A 22,220-nucleotide genomic window follows, 5' to 3' on the forward strand; every position below is an offset into this window, starting at 1 on the left:
CCTGGCGCCTCGACATGAACGCACCGCTCCCGCTGACTCAATTGCCCCCACATGCTGCCGAGGCTCACGCCGACGGCGCACCGCGCTTGCGCGAAATTCCCTACAACTACACCTCGTTTTCCGACCGCGAAATCGTGCAGCGCCTGCTGGGCGTGCGCGCCTGGGAACTGCTGAGCCAGTTGCGCACCGAGCGCCAGACCGGCCGCTCCGCCCGCATGCTGTATGAAGTGCTGGGCGACATCTGGGTCGTGCAGCGCAACCCGTATCTGCAGGACGACCTGCTGGACAACCCCAAACGCCGGGGCCAGTTGATCGACGCGCTGCACCACCGCCTGAGCGAGATCGACAAGCGCCGCACGCCGTCCAGCAACCCGGTCGATGCCCACCGCGACGCCCTGGTGGGCGAGTTGTTGGTGGCAGCACGCGCCTGCATCGACCGCTTCGCTTTGAACTTCAAGCACGTGCACGACCTGCGCCAACGCGCCCGCAAAACACTGGGCAAGGTCACCGCGGGCGACAACATCAAGTTCGATGGCCTGAGCCGCGTCTCGCACGTGACCGATGCCACCGACTGGCGCGTCGAGTACCCCTTCGTGGTGCTGACCCCGGACACCGAGCACGAGATGGCCGCCCTGGTCAAGGGCTGTGTCGAGCTTGACCTGACCATCATTCCGCGCGGCGGTGGCACCGGCTACACCGGCGGCGCCGTGCCTTTGACCTGGCGCAGCGCGGTCATTAACACCGAAAAACTGGAGCAGATGACCGAGGTCGAGATGGTCAACCTGCCCGGCGTCGACCACCCCGTGGCCACCGTCTGGACCGGCGCTGGCGTGGTGACGCAGCGCGTGGCCGACGCGGCCGAGCGCGCAGGCTTCGTGTTCGCGGTTGGCCCGACCTCGGCCGAAGCTTCGTGCGTGGGCGGCAACATCGCCATGAACGCGGGCGGCAAAAAAGCCGTGCTGTGGGGCACCGCGCTGGACAACCTGGCCAGCTGGCGCATGGTCACGCCCGACGCCCAGTGGCTGGAAGTCGTGCGCCTGAACCACAACCTCGGCAAGATCCACGACATCCCCATGGCCAGCTTCGAGCTGCGTTATTTCGAGGCCGATGGCAAGACGCCCATCCGCACCGAACGACTGGACATTCCCGGCCGCACCTTCCGCAAGGAAGGCCTGGGCAAAGACGTCACCGACAAATTTCTGGCCGGCCTGCCCGGCATCCAAAAAGAAGGCTGCGATGGCCTGATCACCAGCGCCCGCTGGGTCGTGCACCGCATGCCCAATCACGTGCGCACCGTGTGCCTTGAATTTTTCGGCAACCCCAAAGATGCCGTGCCCTCGATCGTCGAGATCAAGGACTTCATGTTCACCGAGATGGCCCAGCCTGGCGGCGCCATCCTGGCCGGCCTGGAGCACCTGGACGACCGCTACCTGCGCGCCGTCGGCTACGCCACCAAGAGCAAGCGCGGCGTGCTGCCCAAGATGGTCCTGATCGGCGACATCGTCGGTGACGACGAGAACCGCGTCGCATTGGCCACCAGCCAGGTCATCCGCTTTGCCAACTGCCGCAGCGGCGAAGGCTTCGTGGCCGTGAGCGCCGATGCCCGCAAGAAATTCTGGGCCGACCGCAAGCGCACCGCTGCCATCGCCAAGCACACCAACGCCTTCAAGGTGAACGAAGACGTGGTGATCCCACTGCCACGCATGGGCGAATACACGCTGGGCATCGAGCGCATCAACATCGAGCTGAGCCTGCGCAACAAGCTGGCCCTGGTCGACAAGCTCAAGGCCTTCATGGCCAAGGGCAACCTGCCCCTGGGCAAGGTCGAGGACACCAGCGAGCTGCCCAGCCCCGAACAGCTGGAAGAGCGCGTGCAGCGCGCCCTGGCCCTGCTGGACGAAACGAAGGCCAAGTGGCAGTTCTTGCACGAGCGCATCGACGCGCCTTTGTCACAAGTTGGGGACGACTTGGTGGCCCTAGGCTACGAACAACACCGCAACGGCACCTACGCCCCGCAAGACGGCGACACGGTGTTCAACCTGCTGCAAACCTGGTCGATCCGCGTGAGCTGGAAGCGCGAGTTGCGCGACGAGTTCGCCAAGATTTTCAGCGGCTCGGCGATGGAGCCCATCCTGGCCGAGGCCAAGCGCATCCACAAGGAAGTGCTGCGCGGCCGCGTGTGGGCGGCCCTGCACATGCACGCCGGCGACGGCAATGTGCACACCAACCTGCCGGTCAACAGCGACAACTACGAGATGCTGCAGACGGCGCACGAAGCCGTGGCCCGCATCATGAAGCTGGCGCGTTCGCTGGACGGCGTGATCTCGGGAGAACACGGCATCGGCATCACCAAGCTTGAGTTCATGAGCGATGCCGAGCTGGCCGACTTCACGGCCTACAAGGCACGCGTTGACCCGCATGGCCGCTTCAACAAAGGCAAGCTGCTGCGCGGCGCCGCCTTGAAGGCTTTGGGCGACGACGTGCACAACGCCGACCTGAGCGAGGCCTACACGCCCAGCTTCGGCCTGATGGGGCACGAATCCCTGATCATGCAGCAGTCGGACATCGGCGAGATCGCCACGTCCATCAAGGATTGCCTGCGCTGCGGCAAGTGCAAGCCTGTGTGCGCCACCCACGTGCCACGCGCCAACCTGCTCTACAGCCCGCGCAACAAAATCCTCGCCACTTCGCTGCTGGTCGAAGCCTTCTTGTACGAAGAGCAAACGCGCCGGGGCGTGTCCATCAAGCACTGGGAAGAGTTTGAGGACGTGGCCGACCACTGCACGGTCTGCCACAAGTGCCTGTCGCCCTGCCCGGTCAACATCGATTTCGGCGACGTGTCGATGAACATGCGCAACCTGCTGCGCAAGATGGGCAAGAAAAGCTTTCGGCCCGGCAATGCCGCCGCCATGTTCATGCTCAACGCCACCAACCCCGAGACCATCAAGCTGGCCCGTTCGGCCATGGTGGGCGTGGGGATGAAGGCGCAGCGCGTGGCCCATGACCTGATGAAGGTGGTGGCCCGCAAGCAGACCAGCGCACCGCCAGCGTCGGTGGGCTCCGCGCCGATCAAAGCGCAGATCATCCACTTCATCAACAAGAAGCTGCCCGGAGGCCTCCCCAAGAAAACCGCGCGCGCCTTGCTGGACATCGAGGACAAGGACTACGTCCCCATCATCCGCAACCCCAAGCAGGCGGCGGACACCGAGGCGGTGTTTTACTTCCCAGGTTGTGGGTCCGAGCGTTTGTTCTCGCAAGTGGGCCTGGCCACGCAAGCCATGCTGTGGCATGCCGGCGTGCAGACCGTGCTGCCGCCGGGCTACTTGTGCTGCGGCTACCCGCAACGCGGCTCGGGCCAGTTCGACAAGGCCGAGAAGATGATCACCGACAACCGGGTGCTGTTCCACCGCGTGGCCAACACGCTGAACTACCTGGACATCAAAACGGTGGTGGTGAGTTGTGGCACCTGCTACGACCAGCTGCAGGGCTACCAGTTCGACAAGATCTTCCCTGGTTGCCGAATCATCGACATCCACGAGTACCTGCTTGAAAAGGGCATCACCCTGGCCGGCAAGAACTCGTACCTGTACCACGACCCCTGCCACAGCCCCATGAAGCTGCAAGAGCCGATGAAGACGGTCAAGGCGCTGCTGGGCGACAACGTGATCGAATCAAAACGCTGCTGCGGTGAATCGGGCACTTTGGGCGTCACGCGGCCCGACATCTCCACGCAGATCCGCTTCCGCAAGGAAGAAGAGATCCTCAAGGGCGAAGCGCAATTGCGTGCCGAGGGCAAGGTTGGCGCCAAGGAAAACGTCAAGATCCTGACCTCCTGCCCCAGCTGCCTGCAAGGCCTGAGCCGCTTTGAGGACGACCTGCAAAACGGCCTGCTCGAGGCCGACTACATCGTGGTCGAAATGGCGCGCCAGATCTTGGGCGAGAACTGGATGCCCGACTACGTCAAGCGCGCCAATGATGGCGGCATCGAGCGCGTGCTGGTCTGACATGGGCCAGTTGGACACCACCCGCAAGCCGGGTTGCGCGTTGTGCGTGGCCGATGGCGGTTTCCTGGTCGTGCGCAATCTGAAGCTTCGGGTGATCCGCGTGCTGGACGTGGACTACCCCGGCTTTTACCGGGTGATCTGGAACGACCACGCGGCCGAGTTCACCGACTTGCCAACGGCCGACCGGGTCTACCTGATGGACGTGGTGTCCAAGGTAGAGTCTTTGGTGCGCGAACACCTGCAGCCCACCAAGGTCAACCTGGCCAGCCTGGGCAATGTGGTGCCGCACCTGCATTGGCATGTCATCGCGCGCTTTGCCGATGACATGCACTTTCCTCAGCCCATCTGGGGATCGGCGCAACGCGAGGTGGCCGCCAAACGTTGGGATGGCCTGCGTGCCGAGTTGGCGATCCTGGACACCGCCATCCGGGCCGCGCTGAGCTGAGCTGAGCTAAGGCTCAATCACTTGCGAACGTGGTCCAGCTCGGGGGGAAAGGCAAACAGTGTTGCAGGCCCCCTGTCAGCAGGCGTACTGCGCGCGGCACTGGTACCGCCTTCGGCCATCAGATGCAGGACGATCGATCAGTTTTGCGCCAGACGAAACTGGCTGACCACTTCGGTCAAGGTGTGCGACTGTGATTTGAGGCTCTCAGCAGCCGCCGCCGATTGCTCCACCAAAGCCGCGTTCTGCTGTGTCATCTGGTCCAGTTGCGTCACCGCCAAACTGACCTGCGTGATGCCAAGTGATTCCTGTTCGGCTGCCAGCATGATCTCGCCAATGATTTGCGTGACCCGCTGAACACCCTCAACGATGTCCTGCATGGACTTGCCGGCCTCGCCCACCAGTCGTGCGCCCGCCTCGACCCGCTCTGACGAGGCGCCGATCAAAGTCTTGATCTCGCGCGCGGCGCCAGCACTGCGTTGCGCCAGCGATCGCACCTCGCTGGCCACCACCGCGAAACCACGACCTTGCTCGCCAGCCCGCGCGGCCTCCACGGCGGCATTCAGGGCCAGGATGTTGGTCTGAAAAGCGATGCCATCGATCACGCTGATGATCTCGTTGATCTTGCGCGAGGCGATGTCGATCTCGGCCATGTTGGACACGACCTGCGACATCACCTCGCCGCCCCGGCGCGCTGAATCAGCTGCCGCATTGGCCAGGGCATCGGCCGAACGGGCCGACTCGGCTGTGTGACGCACGGTGGTGGTCAGCTGGGCCATGGACGATGCGGTTTCCTGCAGGCTGGAGGCCGTGTTCTCGGTGCGCTGGCTGAGATCCTGGTTGCCTGCGGCGATCTCGCTGGACGCCGTTCCAATAGAGTTGGCAGCCAGGCGAACCGTGTTGATGGAGCGGGACAACTGCGTCACCATGCGACCCAGCGCCTTCAGCAACTGGCCGATCTCGTCGTCGTGGCGGCTTTCCAGCACGAGGTCAAAGCGCCCTTCGGCCACCTCGTCGGCGGCCTTCACCGCCATTTGCAGGTCTCGGACCACGCGGCCCTGACTGCTCCACGCTACCAGCAAGGAACACAGGCCAGCCAGCCCGGCCACGGTCGCGATGGCGATCTGCGTGGCGCGTGACTTGGCCTCCAGTGCCACGACTTCGCCTTCCGCGTTCTTTTGCACCCGCGTGACCAAAGCAAACATGTGCTCGGCCGACTTCTTGAAGTAGCCATCAGCGGTTTGCAAGGCGGCCACGCCGGTGTTGGCGTCCATGGTGGACAGGTCAATGGCGCTGTCGGCCGCCTTGACGTAGTCGGTCATGGATTGCTCGAAAGCCTTGGTCGATTCAGTGCTCAGCTCGCCAGCGGTGAAGCTGTCGGCCACCGCCTTTTGAATGCCGGCCACTGCCACGGGCAAGGCCTGCCGGCGTTGCTTGACTTGGTCCTCGCTGAGCGAGGCAATCAAGGCAATCGTGCGGTACAGCGACACATGGACCTCGGCGAGCTTGCCCGCCACACCCACGATGGCCAACTGCTGTTGCAGGCTGCTGTCGTGCGTGCGTTGACTGTTCTGGCGGTCGTTGGACAGCACCCACACAAAGCCCAGCAAAGCCAGGAACAGGACGACGCTGGCGAGAGCCGGCGCCGCCATCAGTTTGGTACGCAGTTTCATGTGGGGAGCGGTCGCAACTGTTTATTTATAGATGCCACCGCAAACCACGGTGTCTTCGAGCTTCTCGCAATACATGCTCTTGGGCTCGATCTTCTTGGTCTCGGGGTTGGTGAACTTGTAGTCCTGCCAGAACGTGGCGTTGGCCTTGGCCATGTCCACGCGCTCTTTCACGAAGGCCTTGCCATCGATGTCTTTCAACTCGATCAGGTTCTTGCCAATCATCTTGGCGTTGGCGCCATGCGCCTTGACGGTGCCATCCAGCGCGTAGACCGTCAGGTACAAATCCTGGTGGCGGAATTCGGCATTGGCCTTGTCGCTGATGTCGGCATAGGCCTTGTCCTTGCCGGCCGACTTGACGTAGGCCACGCCCTTCTTAACCATCGCCACCGCCTCATCCTTGGTGGCACCACCTTCAGCGGCATGGACGCTAAACGCCCCCACTGACAGAGCCAGAGACAACATCAGCGCGAGTTTGGTTTTCATGTCAGCGTCCAATCAATGGTGAGGGGGAAAACGAAAATCAAGGTCAATCAGCCAAGCCCATGTCGGGGCTCATCAACAGACCTTCGATGTCCAGCAAGATCACCATGCGCTCGCCCACCTGGGCCAGCCCACGGACGAAGCTGGCGTCGATGGCCGAATGCATTTCAGGGGCGGGCCGCACGGCCTCGGCTGGAATCTCCATCACGTCGCTCACCGAATCAACCACCGTGCCGATGGTACGGTGGCCGATGCGCAAGACGATGGACACCGTGAAGGCGTTGTACTCCGCCGAGGCGCAGCCAAAGCGCAAGCGCAGGTCAACGATGGGGACAATCGTGCCCCGCAGGTTGACCACCCCCTTGAGGAAGTGCGATGCGTTGGCGATGCGCGTGGGGTTCTCGTAGCCACGAATCTCTTGCACCTTCAGGATGTCGATGCCGTACTCTTCATCGCCCAGTCGAAAGGTCAGGTACTCGCGCGCCAGGTCGGTCTGCAGGTCCAATTTTTCCATCATGCCCATGGCTTGTTCTCCAAGGTATTTGCGTGTTGTTCAGGTCAATGGCGCGAACGACGCACCAAGCTGCCAACATCCAGAATCAACGCCACGCTGCCATCACCCATGATGGTGGCCCCCGAGACATCATTGACTTTGCGGTAGTTGCTTTCCAGGTTCTTGACGACCACTTGCTGTTGCCCCAGCAGCTCGTCCACCAGCAGCGCTACGCGACCGCCTTCGGCCTCGACCACCACCATGATCCCGCTGGTGTGTTCCCAGTCAAAACGGGGCACGCCGAAGACTTTCTCCAGCTCGATCACCGGCATGTACTCTTCGCGCACCTCAACGACGCGGCCCGAGCCACCGATGGTCTTGACCATCTCTTCGTTGACCTGGAAGCTCTCCACCACCGACGACAGCGGCAGGATGTAGACCTCTTCGCCCACACCCACGCTCATGCCATCCATGATGGCCAGGGTCAACGGCAAGCGCACCGAGACGCGCATGCCGTAGCCTTCAGCAGAGTCGATCTCCACCGTGCCGCCCAGCGAGGTGATGTTGCGCTTGACCACGTCCATGCCCACGCCTCGGCCCGACACGTCGGTGACTTCATCGACTGTTGAGAAACCAGGGGCGAAGATGAGGCTCCAGCATTCGGAGTCGGTCATCGTGTCCGGCGCGTCGATGCCTTTCTCGCGCGCCTTGTTGATGAGTTTTTCGCGGTTCAGGCCACGGCCATCGTCGCGAACTTCGATCACGATCGAGCCGCCTTGGTGCGATGCCGCCAGCGTGATGGTGCCCACTTCAGGCTTGCCATTGGCGATGCGGTCGGCGGGCATTTCCACGCCGTGGTCGCAAGAGTTGCGCACCAGATGGGTCAGCGGGTCGATGATCTTCTCGACCAAGCCCTTGTCCAGCTCGGTGGATTCACCTTGCATGACCAGGTCGACCTTCTTGCCCAGCTTGTTGGCCAGGTCGCGAAGCATGCGCGGGAAGCGGCTGAACACCGTCGACATCGGAATCATCCGGATCGACATGACGGCTTCTTGCAGGTCGCGGGTGTTGCGGTCCAGATCGGTCAGACCGCCGATCAGTTGCTGGTACAGCACCGGATCAAGCCCCCGGCTGTTTTGCGCCAGCATGGCTTGTGTGATCACCAGTTCGCCGACCAGGTTGATGAGCTGGTCAACCTTTTCGACCGACACGCGGATGGTGGACGATTCCAGGCCTGCGGCTGCAGGCTTGTCCACCTTGGCCGCGGGCTTGGCCGCCGATGAAGGTGCGGGCACACTCTCGGACAAAGGCGCGGACACCGCCACGACATGGCTTGTGGGCGCGCCAGGTGCGTTGTCAAAGAATCCGTAGCCGAGTTCATCTGCAGACGCCGCCATCCCCTCGAACAGGCCCTTGTCAGGGTCGATCGCCACACCGCCTGCCGTCCACGGCAGGAAGACCACCTCCTCGCGGGACACGTGGAAGGTGAACAGGTCCAGCAGATCGGACTCGGCCGACGCCGTTTCCAGCTTGAAGCGGCGGGTATTGGCCAGCTCTGGCAGGGCCGGCATATCTTCGATCGTGCCCAAGCCTTCGATTTCTTTGAACAGATCGCGCAGTTCATCGGCCTGAGCCAGGTTGCTCAAAGGCCCGACACGCAACTCAACCACGCGCTTGCCCTGGGCGGGCACGGCCGCCCCCGATGCAGCAGCCACCGGCTGAACCACGACCGACGCGACCGCCATGACCAACGGTGCCTCGCCCGACACCAGGGCGCGCACCTTGAACAGCAGTTCGGTGGTGTCGATCTCATCGCCGCCATTGCCCTGGTGCCGCGCCAGTTGCGCCTTGAGCGCATCGCCCGAGGCCAACAGCACATCGACCATGGTCGCATTGGGGGCCAGCTCGTGGCGGCGCAGCTTGTCCAGCAGCGTCTCCATCTGGTGCGTCAACTCGGCCATGTCGTTGAAGCCAAACGTGGCCGCACCACCCTTGATCGAGTGCGCGCAGCGGAAGATCGCGTTCAGTTCTTCGTCATCCGCCTGGGTGATGTCCAGGCCGAGCAGGAGCCGCTCCATGTTGTCCAGGTTCTCACCGGCTTCTTCAAAGAAGACTTGGTAAAACTGGCTAAGGTCAATCCCTGCGGATTGGCTGTTGTCGGTGTTCATCTCTGCCATGTCCGGCTCCTGAATATCTTGTGCGCGGTCGCTTCTTCAATCAATGCCTGGTGGACTCGCCTCAGCGAATCACCTTCTTGATCACTTCCAGCAATTTGTTGGGGTCGAAGGGTTTGACCAGCCAGCCCGTGGCGCCGGCCGAACGGCCAGCCATCTTCATCTGGTCGCTGGATTCGGTCGTCAGGATCAGGATCGGCGTGGCCTTGAACTGCGGGTTCTCGCGCAGCTTCTTGGTCAGGCTGATGCCGTCCATGCGGGGCATGTTCTGGTCGGTCAGCACCAGGTCAAAACTGCGCGCCCCCGCTTTTTCCCAGGCGTCCTGGCCATCAACGGCTTCGACGACGTTGTAGCCGGCGCTCTTGAGCGTGAAAGAAACCATCTGCCGCATTGAGGCTGAATCGTCGACGGCAAGGATTGAATGCATGTCGCTCTCCGGGGGCTTGAATAAAAACAGAACAGGTCAGGGGGCCAAAAAAACCAATCAACGACAATTGGTATTTCGGCAGATGGGACAAAATCTTTAAAATAACTCCACAGACCCAGCGTCCATTTCGTCCTGGGTCACGGGATTGGGCTTGAGGGGGCCTTCGTCCACGATCGCCTCGCCATCGGGGTCATCGCCCATGGCATCGCGGGCGATCTGGTCGGCGCAACTGCGAAGGCGCCGGTTGGTGTGAACGATCAATTGGGTCGCCATGTCTTGAAATTGCAACGCCGTCACTGCGCGGTACAGCGTCTGCAAGGTTTCCTGCAAGGCGGGGGGCAACTCCTTGCCACCTTGGTCAATCACCGCACCCAATTGGCTGGCTGCGCCGTGAAAACCATCAATCAGGGCACCGCACGCGTCGTCCAGCAAACGCTGAAGTCGCTCCAGGTCATTGGCCGCCGTCATCAAGTGGTCCTGCAAAGCAGCAGCCGCCAGCAGGGACATCTCTGCGGGTGGGGCGCTCACTTCGCTCTCTTCGTTGGTCAGCATCCTTGACTCCACTGAACCTGGTTTCTGGGCCCAAACTGCGGGACTGTCATGTCGGTGCGCATTTCACACCGAGGTCATCACCTATATCGGCAGGAAATGCGCGGGACTTGCGCGATTGTTAGAATTTTTCACTTATCCAGCCGCCGAGTAGTCACAATGAGGCGGGAAAACTTGGCGCAAATCGAAGGATTGAAGGCCCCCTGTGTCCGACCATTTCACGCTCCCCACCTTTCCACGGCCACCTGTGGCACCCACTTATGCAACCAGCGAGTCGCCCGTCCGCCTCCGGGTCCTGCACCTGGAAGACAGCGAGCCCGACCATGACCTGGTGATGATTCACCTGCGCCGGGGCGGCATCCTGGCCGAGGTGCTGCGCGTTGAAAACGAGGCCAGCCTGGCCGAAGCCCTTGAACAGGAATGGGACTTGATCCTGTCCGACTACAACCTGCCCGGCTATTCCGGCCTGGCCGCGCTGGACAAGGTGCGCTCGCTGGGCAAGCTGGTGCCCTTCATCCTGGTGTCTGGCGAGATCGGCGAAGACATCGCCGTGCTGGCCATGCGCAACGGCGCCAACGACTACCTGCTGAAAAGCAACCTGGCGCGCCTGGCCCCGGCCGCCCTGCTGGCCATCGAAGCCAACCGCACCCGCATTGCGAAACAGTATGCCGACCTGGCCCTGACCCGCTCGCGCCAACAAATCCGCGAACTTGCCCAGCATTTGCAAACCACCATCGAGCAAGAGCGCGCCGCCATCGCCCGCGAGATCCATGACGACGTGGGCGGGGCCCTCACCGCCGTCAAGTTCGACCTGGCCTGGATCGCTCGGCATGCCACCACGCCGGCCATCGCCGAGCACGCCCAGCAGGCCATGGAGGCCGTCACCATGGCCCACGAGGCCACGCAGCGCATCATGCACAACCTGCGGCCGGCCATCCTGGAGCAAGGGCTGGTGGCCGCCCTGCAATGGATGAGCGATCGCTTTGCCAAACGCACCGGCATCGCCACCGAGTTCCGCACCAGCCACGAGCAGATGGTGCTGTCGGCCGGCGTGCCGCTGGTGGCCTACCGCTTCGCGCAAGAGTCGCTCACCAACGTGTCCAAGCACGCGCAAGCCACGCGCGTCAGCGTCGATCTGGCCCAGGCCGGCGGCGTGCTGTCCCTTGAAATGAGCGACAACGGCAAAGGCCTGAGCCCCGAAGACCTGGCCAAAGCGAAATCCTTTGGCATCCGGGGCTTGCATGAGCGGGCCGAAACCGTGGGCGGTTGGGTGGACATCAGCAGTGGCGCCGATGGCACAACCTTGATTCTGTCGGTGCCCCTCTCAAGCCCCGAAAATGGTTTCCTGGATGCAATTGCGCCAGAATTGAGCATCGATACCGTCGGTACCGAAGGCGACCCTGACGACCCCACCGCATGGGGTACCCAATGATCAAAGTGATTCTGTGTGACGACCACGCCTTGATCCGTCGCGGCATCCGCGACACGCTGGCCGATGCGGACGACATCGACGTCATCGGCGAGGCTGGAGACTATGGCGAACTGCGCGAATTGCTGCGCTCGAAGTCCTGCGACGTGCTGGTGCTGGACATCAACCTGCCTGGCCGCAGTGGCCTGGACGTGCTGCACGTGCTGAAAGAGGAAGGCACCACCTTGAAGGTGCTGGTCGTGTCCATGTACCCGGAGGATCAGTACGCCATGCGCGCCTTGAAGGCCGGCGCGGCAGGCTATCTCAACAAAGGCAGCGATGCGGCCCAGATCGTGGCCGCCGTGCGCACGGTATCGCAGGGCAAAAAATACGTCACGCCCGAGATGGCGCAAATGCTGGTCGACAACCTGACCACGCCCGCGCCTGAAGACGCGCACCAAAAGCTGTCTGACCGCGAGCTGCAAACCCTGGTGATGATCGCCTCGGGCAAAAAGCTGTCAGACATCGCCGAGAAGCTCTTGCTCAGCCCCAAGACCGTCAGCGTCTACCGCGCCCGCGTGCTCGAAAAGTTGGGCCTGGCCAACAACTCCGAGCTCACGGTCTACGCCATCCGAAGCGGCCTGGTCTGAACGCCCCCAGCGTCAGTCATTCGATCGGGGTCAGCTTGGCCACACTCAGCATCAACCACTTGCTGCCGTGGCGGCCAAAGTTGACCTGAACGCGGGCATCGGCGCCCTTGCCTTCCAAAGTCAGCACCACGCCTTCGCCAAACTTGTTGTGGAACACGCTTTGGCCTGACCGGAAACCACCCTCGTTCTTGGCCTGGGCCATCTTGTTGGGCAAAGGCGCGGTCAAGTCCTTGAAATCGTCTTCCTTCTTCGCGCCGTAATAGCCGCCCGAGCCCTTCCCACCGCCCCACGCATCCTGGTAAGGCTTGGCAAAACCCGAACCAAAGCCCTGGTTGCGCGGCGTCAACCATTTCAACGATTCTTCCGGCAACTCACCCAGGAAACGGCTCTTGATGTTGTAACGCATCTGGCCATGCAGCATGCGCGTCTGGCTGAAGCTGATGTGCAAGCGCCTGCGCGCCCGCGTGATGGCCACGTACATCAGGCGGCGCTCTTCTTCCAGCCCATCGGTGTCGGTCATCGAGTTCTCGTGCGGGAACAAACCCTCTTCGAGGCCCGTGATGAACACGCTGTCGAATTCCAGGCCTTTGGCCGCGTGGATGCTCATCAACTGCACGGCATCCTGGCCGGCCTGCGCCTGGTTGTCGCCCGCCTCCAGGGCCGCGTGCGTCAGGAAGGCGACCAGGGGCGAGATGATCTCACCGGTCTCGGCATCGGGCAGGGTCTCGGCCAGTGCCACCGCCCGGGGCAGGCCCTCCGCGATGGTGCCAGGCACCTCATCCACCGGCAGGCCCACCGCGTCCTTGCCAAACCCTTCCAGGGTCACGAAGGCTTCAGCGGCGTTCACCAGCTCGGCCAAGTTTTCCAGGCGATCCTGGCCTTCTTTCTCAAGCCGGTAAAAGTCGGCCAGGCCACTGGCCTCCACCACGTGCTCGATGATCTCGCGCAAGGTCAGCCCTTGGGTGGCGGCGCGCATGCCATCGATCAGGGCATTGAAGGCTTGCAGGTTGCCGCCCGCCTTGCCCGGCACCGCCGTCACGCTTTGCCACAGGCTGCGGGCACTGCCCCGGGCGGCATCCTGCAACACCTCCAGCGTGCGCGCGCCAATGCCTCGCGCCGGAAAGTTCACCACGCGCAGGTAACTGGTGTCGTCGTTGGGGTTCTCCAACAAACGCAGGTAACCCAGCGCGTGCTTCACCTCGGCCCGCTCAAAAAAGCGCAGCCCGCCATACACCTTGTAAGGCACGCTGGCGTTGAACAGCGCCGACTCGATCACGCGCGATTGCGCATTGCTGCGGTACAGCACTGCCAGCTCTTTCAGGGCATGGCCTTCGCGCACCATCAGGCGGGCTTCGTCCACCAGCCACTGGGCCTCGGCATAGTCGCTGCTGGCCTCGTAGATGCGGATGGGTTCGCCCGCGCCGGCGTCGGTTCGCAGGTTCTTGCCCAGGCGGCGCGTGTTGGTCGAGATCAGCTTGTTGGCCGCATCCAGGATGTGCCCAAAGCTGCGGTAGTTCTGCTCCAGCTTGATGACCCGGGGCACGCGGAACTCACGCTCGAAATCCGCCATGTTGCCGACCTGCGCGCCGCGAAACGCATAGATGCTCTGATCATCGTCGCCCACCGCGAAAACGCTGTTGCCGGTCTCTTCAGGCCGCCCCGCGAACATCTTCAACCAGGCGTATTGCAAGCGGTTGGTGTCCTGAAACTCATCGACCAGGATGTGCTTGAAGCGGCGCTGATAGTGGTCGCGCAGCTCGGCATGGTCGCGCATCAGCTCATAGGTGCGCAGCATCAACTCGGCAAAATCAACCACGCCCTCGCGCTGGCATTGGTCTTCGTAGGCCTGGTAAACCTCCAGCTGCATGCGCCCCACCTCGTCGCGCGGGGTGATGTCCTTGGGGCGTTTGCCATCGTCCTTGGCATTGGCAATGAAATAGCTGGTCTGTTTGGGGATGCACTTTTCGTCATCGAACTTCAAACCCTTGATGATGCGCTTGACGGCCGACAACTGGTCTTGCGTGTCCAAAATCTGGAAGGACTGCGGCAGGCCCGCCAGCTTGTAGTGCGCCCGCAAAAACCGATTGCACAGCCCGTGGAAGGTGCCAATCCACAAACCCCGTGCGTTGATGGGCAACATGGCCGACAGCCGCGTCAGCATTTCCTTGGCCGCCTTGTTGGTGAAGGTCACTGCCAAAACGCCGACGGGCGACACCTGGCCGGTCTGCATCAACCAGGCAATGCGCGTGGTCAGCACCCGGGTCTTGCCCGAGCCGGCCCCCGCCAAAATCAGCAGCGGCCCGGGTGGCGCGGTCACGGCCGCCAGTTGCTCGGCATTGAGACCCACCAACAAGGGGGAATTGCCCTGGGGGCCGGTTTGGGGAAAGAATCCTGGGTCAGACGAATTTGAAATCATCTAAAAATTGTAGGCGGCATCCGCCAATACTCAGGGAAATAACATGTCGGCCACTTTCTCGCCCTTGGCTTCACTGCCTTCGGGCTCGTCTGCATTCATGGCCCAAGCCCGGCTTGACCACCCATGAACACGCCCCACACCGACCCCACCCGATTGACCGTGGACTACCACGATGGCCGCAGCGATCAGGCTCAAGCCGTGAGCATCTGGGTATCCCAAGGCATGCTGGAACTGGCGGGCCATGGCATCTTGCGGCAGGTTCCCATCCACCACGTGCAATGGCCCGATCACCCAGAGGAGCCAGGAGTACGCATCGTCACCTTGCCAGGCGGTGGCACTTTGCGCGCATCAGACCGCTTAGCCTGGGATGCCTGGCAAGCACAGCAAAACCTGGCGCCCGCTGCCTCCTTCGGCAAAAACCGTCAGAGTTGGCGCTGGAGCCTGACAGCCACACTCATGCTGCTGGCGATCTGTGCCGCCAGCTATGTGTTTGCCTTGCCCACCAACAGGGGCTGAAGCTGGCGCCAGGTTCGCCAAAGCCACCACGCCCGACGGACCCAAGCCCACGGCCCGTTGCGGCGGCGCCGAAACAGCACCACCGCCACACCCGCTGCTACCCCAGAAACCAAGGCCGGATGGGCCGCCAACCAACGTGCACCTTCGTGGACACGGTCCACCACCGCAAAAGCCGGGGTCAAAGCGGCGGATGATTGGGCCGCGAGGCTGCCGCGCAGCGCCGCGCTCCGCTGCTGCAAAAGCTGCTTTTTGAGCGCCAACTCCTGGAAACGCGCGGCGCTCATGGCGCTTCATCATCCTGATGATCGGCTTGCCCGGTCGGCATCAAGGCACGACGGTCGTGGTCAAGCTCGGCCAAAGTGGCACTCAGCAACCCGGTCGCGGCCTGCCAATGTGCATTTGCACGCGACACCGCCACCATGCAAGCCAGAACAAAAAAAGCGGCCATCAAGCCCAGCGCCAGCAAGCGATGCTCATCCCAAAACAAGACCGTGATGAAGGCGGCCGCGAACAGCAAGCCCATGCCCCCCAGCAACAGTGCCACCGCCCCCCACGCCAGCACCTTGAGCAGACGCAGTTTTTCTTCTTCCAGCTCGGTGGCCAACAACGCCAACCGGGTTTGAAAAATGGCCAGCAAGGTGGCCATCAAACCTCGCAAAGACGACAGCAAACCGCCTGGCGAAGTCGATGGCGTGGTCGATTCAGCCATCAGGCAAGCCCGCAGGTCACGTCAGCGCCGACCAATCAGCATGCCCAGCAGCAAACCCACGCCCGCCGCCACGCCCACCGACTTCCATGGGTTTTCATGGACGTACCCGTCCGTGGCCTTGGCAGCGGCCTTGGCCTTGTCGATCACCGCCCCCTGGGCATCGAGAAGCCCGTCCTTGGCCCGCGCCAAGGTGGCCTGCGCCTTGGCTCGCAACTCGACCACGCCGGCGCTGGCATCGTGGGCCGTGGCCGCCAACAAAGCCTCGGCATCGACCAACACCGCTTTCAGGTCGGCCATCAATTTGTCTTTTTGGGCAGCGCTCAGTTCAGACATCGTTTTCTCCTGGATTGAATCAATGGATGATCAGCAAGGGCAGCTTGCTGTGAGACAACACACTCTTGGTCAGCGACCCGTGGATCAGTGCATCAAAGCCATGGCGCCCGTGGGATGCCATCACGATCAAATCGCACTTTTGGCGCTCGGCCGTGTCCACGATCGCTTGCTGAATGCCTTCAGTCACCATGAACTGGCCGTCAAAATGCACACCGGCCGCTACCGCCCGGTCCGCGAAACGCTTCAGCACCTTGCGAGCGTGCGCCTCGCAACTGGCCTGGTGGTCCTGGATGGTGGCCGCCGTGTAAGCGATGGCCACCTGCTCCATCACCATGGGCGGCAATGGCGGCTCGACCGTGAAGCCGGTGATCGTCGCGCCCAGCAGTTTGGCCAAGCCCACGCTGGTTTCCATCGCCTTGTCGGACAGCTCGCTGTCATCCACCGGTACCAATAAGTGCTCGTACATTTGAACCCCTTCAAAGTGACAACCATTCCACCATCCAGGCTATCGTAGGACCATTGCGCCCCCCTTACAAGCCAATGGACCGCTGGAGTGGCCATGACCTTGATCCAGCGCAGGATTTACCAGCAATTGGCTTGCCCGCTCAAAAAACCGTCCGCCCAACTAAAATCGGGGCAACGCCGAGACCGCCTGGCTTTTCCGCACACAGCACACGCCCACCATGACCGAACTTGCCAAATCCTTCGACCCCGCACCGATTGAAGCCCAATGGGGCCCGCTGTGGGAGCAACGCGGCCTGTACACGCCCACCCTGGACCCGAGCAAGCCTTCGTTCTCGGTCCAGCTGCCGCCACCGAATGTGACCGGCACGCTGCACATGGGGCACGCGTTCAACCAGACCATCATGGATTCGCTCACGCGCTACCACCGCATGCTGGGCCACAACACGCTGTGGGTGCCCGGCACCGACCACGCCGGCATCGCCACCCAGATCGTGGTGGAGCGCCAGTTGCAAGAGCAAAAGCTGACCCGCCACCTGTTGGGCCGCAAGAACTTCGTCGCCCGCATCTGGGAATGGAAGGAAGAAAGCGGCACCACCATCACGCGCCAGATGCGCCGCATGGGCGCCAGCGTCAGCTGGGAGCACGAATACTTCACCATGGACGAGAAGCTGTCCAAGGTGGTCACCGACACCTTCGTCACGCTGTTCGAGCAAGGCCTGATCTACCGTGGCAAGCGCCTGGTCAACTGGGACCCGGTCCTCAAGTCCGCCGTGTCCGACCTGGAAGTCGAGAGCGAGGAAGAAGAAGGCTCGATGTGGCACATCCGCTATCCGCTGGAAGATGGCAGCTCGTCGCTGGTCGTGGCCACCACGCGCCCTGAGACCATGCTGGGCGACACCGCCGTGATGGTGCACCCCGAAGACGAGCGCTACCAGGCCCTGATCGGCAAGAACGTCAAGCTGCCCTTGAGCGGCCGCCTGGTGCCCATCATTGCCGACGACTACGTCGACAAGGACTTCGGCACTGGCGTGGTCAAGGTCACGCCCGCGCACGACAACAACGACTACGCGGTCGGCCAACGCCACGGCCTGCCCATGATCACCATCTTCACGCTCGACGCGAAGGTGAACGACGAAGCGCCCGCCGCCTACCGGGGCCTGGACCGCTTCGTGGCCCGCAAGGAAATCGTGGCCGACCTGGATGCCCAAGGCCTGCTGGTCGAGGTCAAGAAGCACAAGCTGATGGTGCCGCGCTGCACCCGCACGGGCCAGATCATCGAGCCCATGCTGACCAACCAGTGGTTCGTGGCCATGAACAAGGCCGGCCCCTCGGTCGATGGCCAGCCCGGCCAGAGCATCGCGCAAAAAGCCATCGACGTGGTCGAAAGCGGTGAGGTCAAGTTCGTGCCCGAGCAGTGGGTCAACACCTACAACCAGTGGATGAACAACATCCAGGACTGGTGCATCAGCCGCCAGTTGTGGTGGGGCCACCAGATCCCGGCTTGGTACGGCAACAATGGCGAAATCTTCGTGGCCCACACCGATGCCGAAGCCAAGGCCAAGGCCGCCGCCGCTGGCTACACCGGCAGCCTGCAGCGCGACGAAGACGTCCTCGACACCTGGTATTCATCGGCCCTGGTGCCCTTCTCGACCCTGGGCTGGCCTGAAAAAACCATCGAGCAGGACCTCTTCCTGCCCTCCAGCGTGCTGGTCACCGGCTACGACATCATCTTCTTTTGGGTCGCTCGGATGATCATGATGACCAAGCACTTCACCGGCAAAGTGCCCTTCAAGCACGTCTACATCCACGGCCTGGTGCGCGACGCCCAAGGCCAGAAGATGTCCAAGTCCGAAGGCAATGTGCTCGACCCGGTCGACCTGATCGACGGCATTGAGTTGGCGCCCTTGCTGGACAAGCGCACCACCGGCCTGCGCAAACCTGAAACCGCGCCCAAGGTTCGCAAGAACACCGAGAAGGAATTCCCGGATGGCATCCCCGGCTACGGCGCCGACGCCCTGCGCTTCACCTTCGCCGCCTTGGCCAGCCTGGGCCGCAGCATCAACTTCGACAGCAAGCGCTGTGAGGGTTACCGCAATTTTTGCAACAAGCTCTGGAACGCCACCAAGTTCGTGCTGATGAACTGCGAAGGCCAGGACTGCGGCTTGAAGTCGCCCACGCCGGGTGCCTGCGCCATCGACGGCTTCCTGGACTTCAGCCCGGCCGACCGCTGGATCGTCAGCGAACTGCAGCGCCTGGAAGCCACCGTCGAACAAGCCTTCGCCGACTTCCGCCTTGACAACGTCGCCACGGCGCTCTACCAGTTCGTCTGGGACGAGTACTGCGATTGGTACATTGAGATCGCCAAGGCGCAGCTCAACGCCGCCAAGGACAGCGGCAACGAGGCTCAGCAACGGGCCACCCGCCGTACCCTGATCCGCGTGCTCGAAACCATCCTGCGCCTGATGCACCCGATCACCCCCTTCATCACCGAAGAGTTGTGGCAAACCGTGGCCCCCGTGGCCGGCCGCAAAACCGCTGGCTCCGATGAATCCATCGTGCTGGCGCCCTACCCCACGCCCGACCTGGGCCGCATTGACCCCGAATCCGACGCCTGGGTGGCCAAGCTCAAGGCCCTGGTGGGCGCCTGCCGCAACCTGCGCAGCGAAATGAGCCTGTCGCCCGCCGAGCGCGTGCCCCTGCTGACCGTGGGCGACACCGCCTTCGTCACCCAGGCCGCCCCGCTGATCAAGGCTCTGGCCAAGCTCAGCGAGGTCAAGGTGCTGGACGAATCCGCCTTCACCGAGGCCACCAGCCTGGCCCCCGTGGTGGTTCAAGGCGAAACGCGCCTGGCGCTCCATGTCGAGATCGACCTGGAAGCCGAGCGCAAACGCCTGGACAAGGAAATCCAGCGCCTGCAAGGTGAAATCACCAAGGTGCATGGCAAATTGGGCAACGAGAGCTTCGTGGCCCGTGCGCCGGCCGCCGTGGTCGAACAAGAAAAGCAGCGCCTGGCCGATTTCACCGCCACCTTGGAAAGGGTGCGTGAGCAGTTCCAACGACTAGGGTGATGCCCGCGGTGAGGGAACTATCTGCATGCCAATGGCTCCATGGCTGACAACATCGAGCGCTGTACTGAGGAATCCAAAGCATGCAAATCACCAAGGCCATTTTCCCGGTCGCCGGACTGGGCACCCGGTTCCTGCCCGCCACCAAGGCGCAGCCCAAGGAAATGCTGCCCGTGGTGGACAAGCCGCTCATACAATACGCGGTTGAAGAAGCCTACGAGGCCGGCATCCGCGAAATGATCTTCGTGACGGGGCGGCACAAACGCCCCATCGAAGACCATTTCGACACTGCATTTGAACTGGAATACGAGCTGGAGCAGGCCGGCAAGCATGAGTTGCTGAGCCTCGTGCAATCCATCAAACCTGCCGACATGGAGTGCGTCTTCGTGCGCCAACCCAAAAGCTTGGGGCTGGGGCATGCCGTGCTGTGCGGCGAACGGCTGGTCAGAGGCGAGCCGTTCGCGGTTTTGCTGGCCGACGACTTGATGGTGGGCGAGACGCCCGTGCTGCGCCAGATGGTTGAGCAATTCGCGCAGTGGCGCTCGTCGATCCTGGCCGTGCAGGAAGTTCCCCAAGAGCACACCAAGCGCTACGGCATCGTGGCGGGCACCCAGGTCAACCCACATTTGATGGACGTGTCTCGCATCGTTGAAAAGCCAAGCCCCGAGCAAGCGCTATCACGCCTGGGCGTGGCCGGTCGCTACATTTTGACGCCGGGCATTTTTGAGCAGATCCGCTCGCAGCCTCGGGGCGTGGGCAATGAAATCCAGCTCACCGATGGCATTGCTGGTTTGCTGCGCCGAGAAAAGGTATTTGCCTTTCAGTACCAGGGCAAGCGCTATGACTGCGGCAGCAAGGAAGGCTTTCTGGAGGCCAACATCGAACTGGGCTTGCAACACAGCCAAGTCGGCCCCTGGCTCAAGCAATACCTGCAACAGCTGCAGTTGAACTGATCCCTCAGGCCTCTGGCGGATTTAACTCCGCCAGACCCAGCTGCACCATGATCATGTTGACCAGGGCCCCGACCGAAGGGCGACCGGTGTCGATGCAGTGGTGCGCGGTTTCTTCATAAAGAGGGTGCCGCTGCTCATAAAGCTCGCGCAATTTGGCCATCGGGTCCTTGACCTGCAGCAGAGGCCTTTGCGTGTCGTGCCTCAAGCGCCGAAACAACTCCTCAGGCGTTGAGCGCAGGTAAACCACCGTGGCCCGCTCTCGGAGGTGCCGGCGGTTGGCTGGACGCAACACCACACCACCACCGGTGGCAATCACCAACGGTGATCCCACTTCGGCCTGGCGCGTCAATTCATCAACGACTGCCTCTTCGTGGTCGCGGAAAAGATCCTCGCCATGCTGCTCAAAAAACAAGCGGATGGGCATGCCGATCCGCTCTTCCAGCACAAGGTCTGAATCGATGAAGCGAGCCTTGATTCGCTTGGCCAGTTGCCGCCCGACAGTTGATTTACCGCCGCCCGGCAGCCCCACGAGTGCAATCACAGCATCCAAAGGATTCGCTCAGCGCAAAGCGCCCTTCTCGGAGACCACTTTGGGGGTCAAGAAGATCAGCAATTCAGAGCGCTTGGATTGCCTTGAATTGTTCCTGAACAGCACCCCCAGGTAGGGAATGTCGCCCAGCACAGGCACCTTCTGTTCGTTGTTTGTTTCTTGCTGCAAGAAGATGCCGCCAATCACCACCGTGCCGCCGTTCTCAACCAGCACCTGTGTTTGCACGTGCTTGGTGTCGATCGCATAGCCTGCCGTGGTCACTTGGCCCACGCTGTCCTTGTTGATGTCCACATCAAGGATGATGCTGCCTTCAGGGGTGATCTGAGGGGTCACTTCCAATTTGAGATTCGCTTTGCGGAAGGAAATGGCCGTTGCGCCGCTGGATGTGGCTGTCTGGTATGGCAATTCGGTACCTTGCTCGATCAATGCCTTCACTTGGTCAGCGGTGATCACGCGAGGACTGGACACGATCTTGCCGCGACCATCGGCTTCCAGGGCAGACAACTCCAGGTTCAGAAAACGCGTTCCGCCTGAGTTGAACAAGGAAATACCCATGGTGGCCGCGTTGTAGCCATTCAATGCGGTCGCTGGCAAACTCAGGAATTGCGAGTTCGGGATGAAATCCACCTCGTCAGCTACCTGCCCGCTCAAACGACCTGCCCCCAGATAACTGCCAGTGAGCACTGAGCCAATCTTACCTGTGCCGTAGGAACCAGCGCGGCTATTCGAGGCCCCCAGCTTCACACCCAAAGACCGACCAAAACTGTCATCGGCTTCCACAATCCGAGCCTCGATCAAAACCTGACGCACAGGGATGTCGATCTTGCTGATCAGTTGCTGGATCTCTTCCAGCTTGGAAGGAATGTCATTGACGAAGAGCTGGTTGGTGCGGGTCTCATAAATGACACTGCCA

20 protein-coding genes are annotated in these 22,220 nt (G+C 62.1%); 7 read left to right on the forward strand and 13 right to left on the reverse strand.

Translation table 11 applies throughout. The features are described 5' to 3' along the window. Positions 1-14 precede the first annotated feature (14 nt). Together H7225_RS11970 and H7225_RS11975 are read left to right on the forward strand one after the other, a co-directional pair. A complete protein-coding gene (locus H7225_RS11970) occupies positions 15-4,004 on the forward strand; it encodes an FAD/FMN-binding oxidoreductase (RefSeq protein ID WP_290662088.1) in 3,990 nt (1,329 codons plus the stop codon). Position 4,005: 1 nt separating this feature from the next. Continuing rightward, on the forward strand, positions 4,006-4,449 hold the full coding sequence (locus H7225_RS11975) for an HIT family protein (protein WP_290662090.1): 444 nt from the start codon (positions 4,006-4,008) through the stop codon (positions 4,447-4,449). Positions 4,450-4,586: 137 nt separating this feature from the next. Here the strand turns inward: H7225_RS11975 and H7225_RS11980 are convergent, their stop codons facing one another. The 6 genes from H7225_RS11980 to H7225_RS12005 all read right to left on the reverse strand — a co-directional run bounded on the left by H7225_RS11980 (position 4,587) and on the right by H7225_RS12005 (position 10,245). After that, on the reverse strand, positions 4,587-6,119 hold the full coding sequence (locus tag H7225_RS11980) for a methyl-accepting chemotaxis protein (protein WP_290662092.1): 1,533 nt from the start codon (positions 6,117-6,119) through the stop codon (positions 4,587-4,589). Positions 6,120-6,140: 21 nt separating this feature from the next. Next, on the reverse strand, positions 6,141-6,602 hold the full coding sequence (locus H7225_RS11985) for a cache domain-containing protein (RefSeq protein ID WP_290662094.1): 462 nt from the start codon (positions 6,600-6,602) through the stop codon (positions 6,141-6,143). Between the two features lie 43 nt (positions 6,603-6,645). After that, positions 6,646-7,122, reverse strand: a complete 477-nt coding sequence (locus H7225_RS11990; protein WP_290662096.1) for a chemotaxis protein CheW — start codon at positions 7,120-7,122, stop codon at positions 6,646-6,648. A 35-nt stretch (positions 7,123-7,157) separates the two neighbouring features. Continuing rightward, positions 7,158-9,269 carry a chemotaxis protein CheW gene (locus tag H7225_RS11995; protein ID WP_290662098.1) on the reverse strand — a complete coding sequence of 704 codons (2,112 nt, stop codon included), beginning with the start codon at positions 9,267-9,269 and terminating at the stop codon, positions 7,158-7,160. 61 nt (positions 9,270-9,330) lie between these two features. After that, on the reverse strand, positions 9,331-9,693 hold the full coding sequence (locus H7225_RS12000) for a response regulator (RefSeq protein WP_290662100.1): 363 nt from the start codon (positions 9,691-9,693) through the stop codon (positions 9,331-9,333). Between the two features lie 96 nt (positions 9,694-9,789). After that, complete coding sequence (locus tag H7225_RS12005) at positions 9,790-10,245, reverse strand: hypothetical protein (RefSeq protein ID WP_290662102.1); 456 nt, start codon at positions 10,243-10,245, stop codon at positions 9,790-9,792. Between the two features lie 331 nt (positions 10,246-10,576). Here H7225_RS12005 and H7225_RS12010 point away from each other — a divergent pair, with 331 nt between their 5' ends. Together H7225_RS12010 and H7225_RS12015 are read left to right on the forward strand one after the other, a co-directional pair. Further along, positions 10,577-11,674 (forward strand): histidine kinase, encoded by a 1,098-nt coding sequence (locus H7225_RS12010; RefSeq protein WP_290662118.1) that lies wholly within the window; start codon positions 10,577-10,579, stop codon positions 11,672-11,674. Continuing rightward, on the forward strand, positions 11,671-12,300 hold the full coding sequence (locus tag H7225_RS12015; RefSeq protein WP_290662104.1) for a response regulator transcription factor: 630 nt from the start codon (positions 11,671-11,673) through the stop codon (positions 12,298-12,300). The genes H7225_RS12010 and H7225_RS12015 overlap by 4 nt, the downstream gene beginning before the upstream one ends. Positions 12,301-12,316: 16 nt before the next feature. Here the strand turns inward: H7225_RS12015 and H7225_RS12020 are convergent, their stop codons facing one another. After that, the gene (locus H7225_RS12020; RefSeq protein WP_290662106.1) at positions 12,317-14,716 is read right to left on the reverse strand and encodes a UvrD-helicase domain-containing protein; all 2,400 of its coding nucleotides are present in this window, start codon (positions 14,714-14,716) and stop codon (positions 12,317-12,319) included. 123 nt (positions 14,717-14,839) lie between these two features. Here H7225_RS12020 and H7225_RS12025 point away from each other — a divergent pair, with 123 nt between their 5' ends. After that, the gene (locus H7225_RS12025) at positions 14,840-15,232 is read left to right on the forward strand and encodes a hypothetical protein (RefSeq protein ID WP_290662108.1); all 393 of its coding nucleotides are present in this window, start codon (positions 14,840-14,842) and stop codon (positions 15,230-15,232) included. On the opposite strand, the gene H7225_RS18340 is transcribed toward H7225_RS12025, so the two are convergent. From H7225_RS18340 to H7225_RS12040, 4 genes are read right to left on the reverse strand one after another with little or no spacing between them, the layout of a single operon-like run. After that, positions 15,199-15,516, reverse strand: coding sequence for a YqjK family protein (locus H7225_RS18340; RefSeq protein ID WP_366481452.1), 318 nt, complete (start codon positions 15,514-15,516; stop codon positions 15,199-15,201). The two genes, H7225_RS12025 and H7225_RS18340, sit on opposite strands and share 34 nt — an antisense overlap. Beyond that, the gene (locus H7225_RS12030; protein WP_290662110.1) at positions 15,513-15,941 is read right to left on the reverse strand and encodes a phage holin family protein; all 429 of its coding nucleotides are present in this window, start codon (positions 15,939-15,941) and stop codon (positions 15,513-15,515) included. Before H7225_RS12030 ends, H7225_RS18340 begins: the two co-directional genes overlap by 4 nt. Positions 15,942-15,962: 21 nt before the next feature. Continuing rightward, positions 15,963-16,265 carry a DUF883 family protein gene (locus H7225_RS12035; protein ID WP_290662120.1) on the reverse strand — a complete coding sequence of 101 codons (303 nt, stop codon included), beginning with the start codon at positions 16,263-16,265 and terminating at the stop codon, positions 15,963-15,965. Between the two features lie 28 nt (positions 16,266-16,293). After that, positions 16,294-16,740 carry a universal stress protein gene (locus H7225_RS12040; RefSeq protein ID WP_290662111.1) on the reverse strand — a complete coding sequence of 149 codons (447 nt, stop codon included), beginning with the start codon at positions 16,738-16,740 and terminating at the stop codon, positions 16,294-16,296. A gap of 217 nt (positions 16,741-16,957) precedes the next feature. Between H7225_RS12040 and H7225_RS12045 the strand changes: the two genes are divergently transcribed. Together H7225_RS12045 and galU are read left to right on the forward strand one after the other, a co-directional pair. Further along, complete coding sequence (locus H7225_RS12045; protein WP_290662112.1) at positions 16,958-19,807, forward strand: valine--tRNA ligase; 2,850 nt, start codon at positions 16,958-16,960, stop codon at positions 19,805-19,807. Between the two features lie 80 nt (positions 19,808-19,887). Then, positions 19,888-20,757: a UTP--glucose-1-phosphate uridylyltransferase GalU gene (galU, locus tag H7225_RS12050; RefSeq protein ID WP_290662113.1), complete on the forward strand. Its 870-nt coding sequence runs from the start codon at positions 19,888-19,890 to the stop codon at positions 20,755-20,757. 4 nt (positions 20,758-20,761) lie between these two features. Here galU and H7225_RS12055 read toward each other — a convergent pair whose 3' ends face one another. Together H7225_RS12055 and pilQ are read right to left on the reverse strand one after the other, a co-directional pair. After that, entirely contained in the window at positions 20,762-21,298 is a 537-nt protein-coding gene (locus tag H7225_RS12055; RefSeq protein ID WP_290662114.1) for a shikimate kinase, read from the reverse strand. Positions 21,299-21,316: 18 nt separating this feature from the next. Beyond that, positions 21,317-22,220 (reverse strand): type IV pilus secretin PilQ (gene pilQ, locus H7225_RS12060; protein ID WP_290662116.1); only part of this gene is annotated, 904 nt, incomplete at its 5' end.

This window comes from Aquabacterium sp. (genome assembly GCF_014378415.1).
Classification (GTDB): domain Bacteria; phylum Pseudomonadota; class Gammaproteobacteria; order Burkholderiales; family Burkholderiaceae_C; genus Aquabacterium.

Excerpts from the sequence above, each read along its gene's own strand:
- galU (WP_290662113.1), top strand. The coding sequence starts at position 19,888 with ATGCAAATCACCAAGGCCATTTTCCCGGTCGCCGGACTGGGCACCCGG.
- H7225_RS12045 (WP_290662112.1), top strand. The coding sequence starts at position 16,958 with ATGACCGAACTTGCCAAATCCTTCGACCCCGCACCGATTGAAGCCCAA.
- H7225_RS11985 (WP_290662094.1), bottom strand. The coding sequence starts at position 6,602 with ATGAAAACCAAACTCGCGCTGATGTTGTCTCTGGCTCTGTCAGTGGGG.
- H7225_RS11970 (WP_290662088.1), top strand. The coding sequence starts at position 15 with ATGAACGCACCGCTCCCGCTGACTCAATTGCCCCCACATGCTGCCGAG.
- H7225_RS12005 (WP_290662102.1), bottom strand. The coding sequence starts at position 10,245 with ATGCTGACCAACGAAGAGAGCGAAGTGAGCGCCCCACCCGCAGAGATG.
- H7225_RS12025 (WP_290662108.1), top strand. The coding sequence starts at position 14,840 with ATGAACACGCCCCACACCGACCCCACCCGATTGACCGTGGACTACCAC.
- H7225_RS11980 (WP_290662092.1), bottom strand. The coding sequence starts at position 6,119 with ATGAAACTGCGTACCAAACTGATGGCGGCGCCGGCTCTCGCCAGCGTC.
- H7225_RS11975 (WP_290662090.1), top strand. The coding sequence starts at position 4,006 with ATGGGCCAGTTGGACACCACCCGCAAGCCGGGTTGCGCGTTGTGCGTG.
- H7225_RS12000 (WP_290662100.1), bottom strand. The coding sequence starts at position 9,693 with ATGCATTCAATCCTTGCCGTCGACGATTCAGCCTCAATGCGGCAGATG.
- H7225_RS18340 (WP_366481452.1), bottom strand. The coding sequence starts at position 15,516 with ATGAGCGCCGCGCGTTTCCAGGAGTTGGCGCTCAAAAAGCAGCTTTTG.
- H7225_RS11990 (WP_290662096.1), bottom strand. The coding sequence starts at position 7,122 with ATGGGCATGATGGAAAAATTGGACCTGCAGACCGACCTGGCGCGCGAG.
- H7225_RS12040 (WP_290662111.1), bottom strand. The coding sequence starts at position 16,740 with ATGTACGAGCACTTATTGGTACCGGTGGATGACAGCGAGCTGTCCGAC.
- H7225_RS12015 (WP_290662104.1), top strand. The coding sequence starts at position 11,671 with ATGATCAAAGTGATTCTGTGTGACGACCACGCCTTGATCCGTCGCGGC.
- H7225_RS11995 (WP_290662098.1), bottom strand. The coding sequence starts at position 9,269 with ATGGCAGAGATGAACACCGACAACAGCCAATCCGCAGGGATTGACCTT.
- H7225_RS12010 (WP_290662118.1), top strand. The coding sequence starts at position 10,577 with ATGATTCACCTGCGCCGGGGCGGCATCCTGGCCGAGGTGCTGCGCGTT.
- H7225_RS12020 (WP_290662106.1), bottom strand. The coding sequence starts at position 14,716 with ATGATTTCAAATTCGTCTGACCCAGGATTCTTTCCCCAAACCGGCCCC.
- H7225_RS12030 (WP_290662110.1), bottom strand. The coding sequence starts at position 15,941 with ATGGCTGAATCGACCACGCCATCGACTTCGCCAGGCGGTTTGCTGTCG.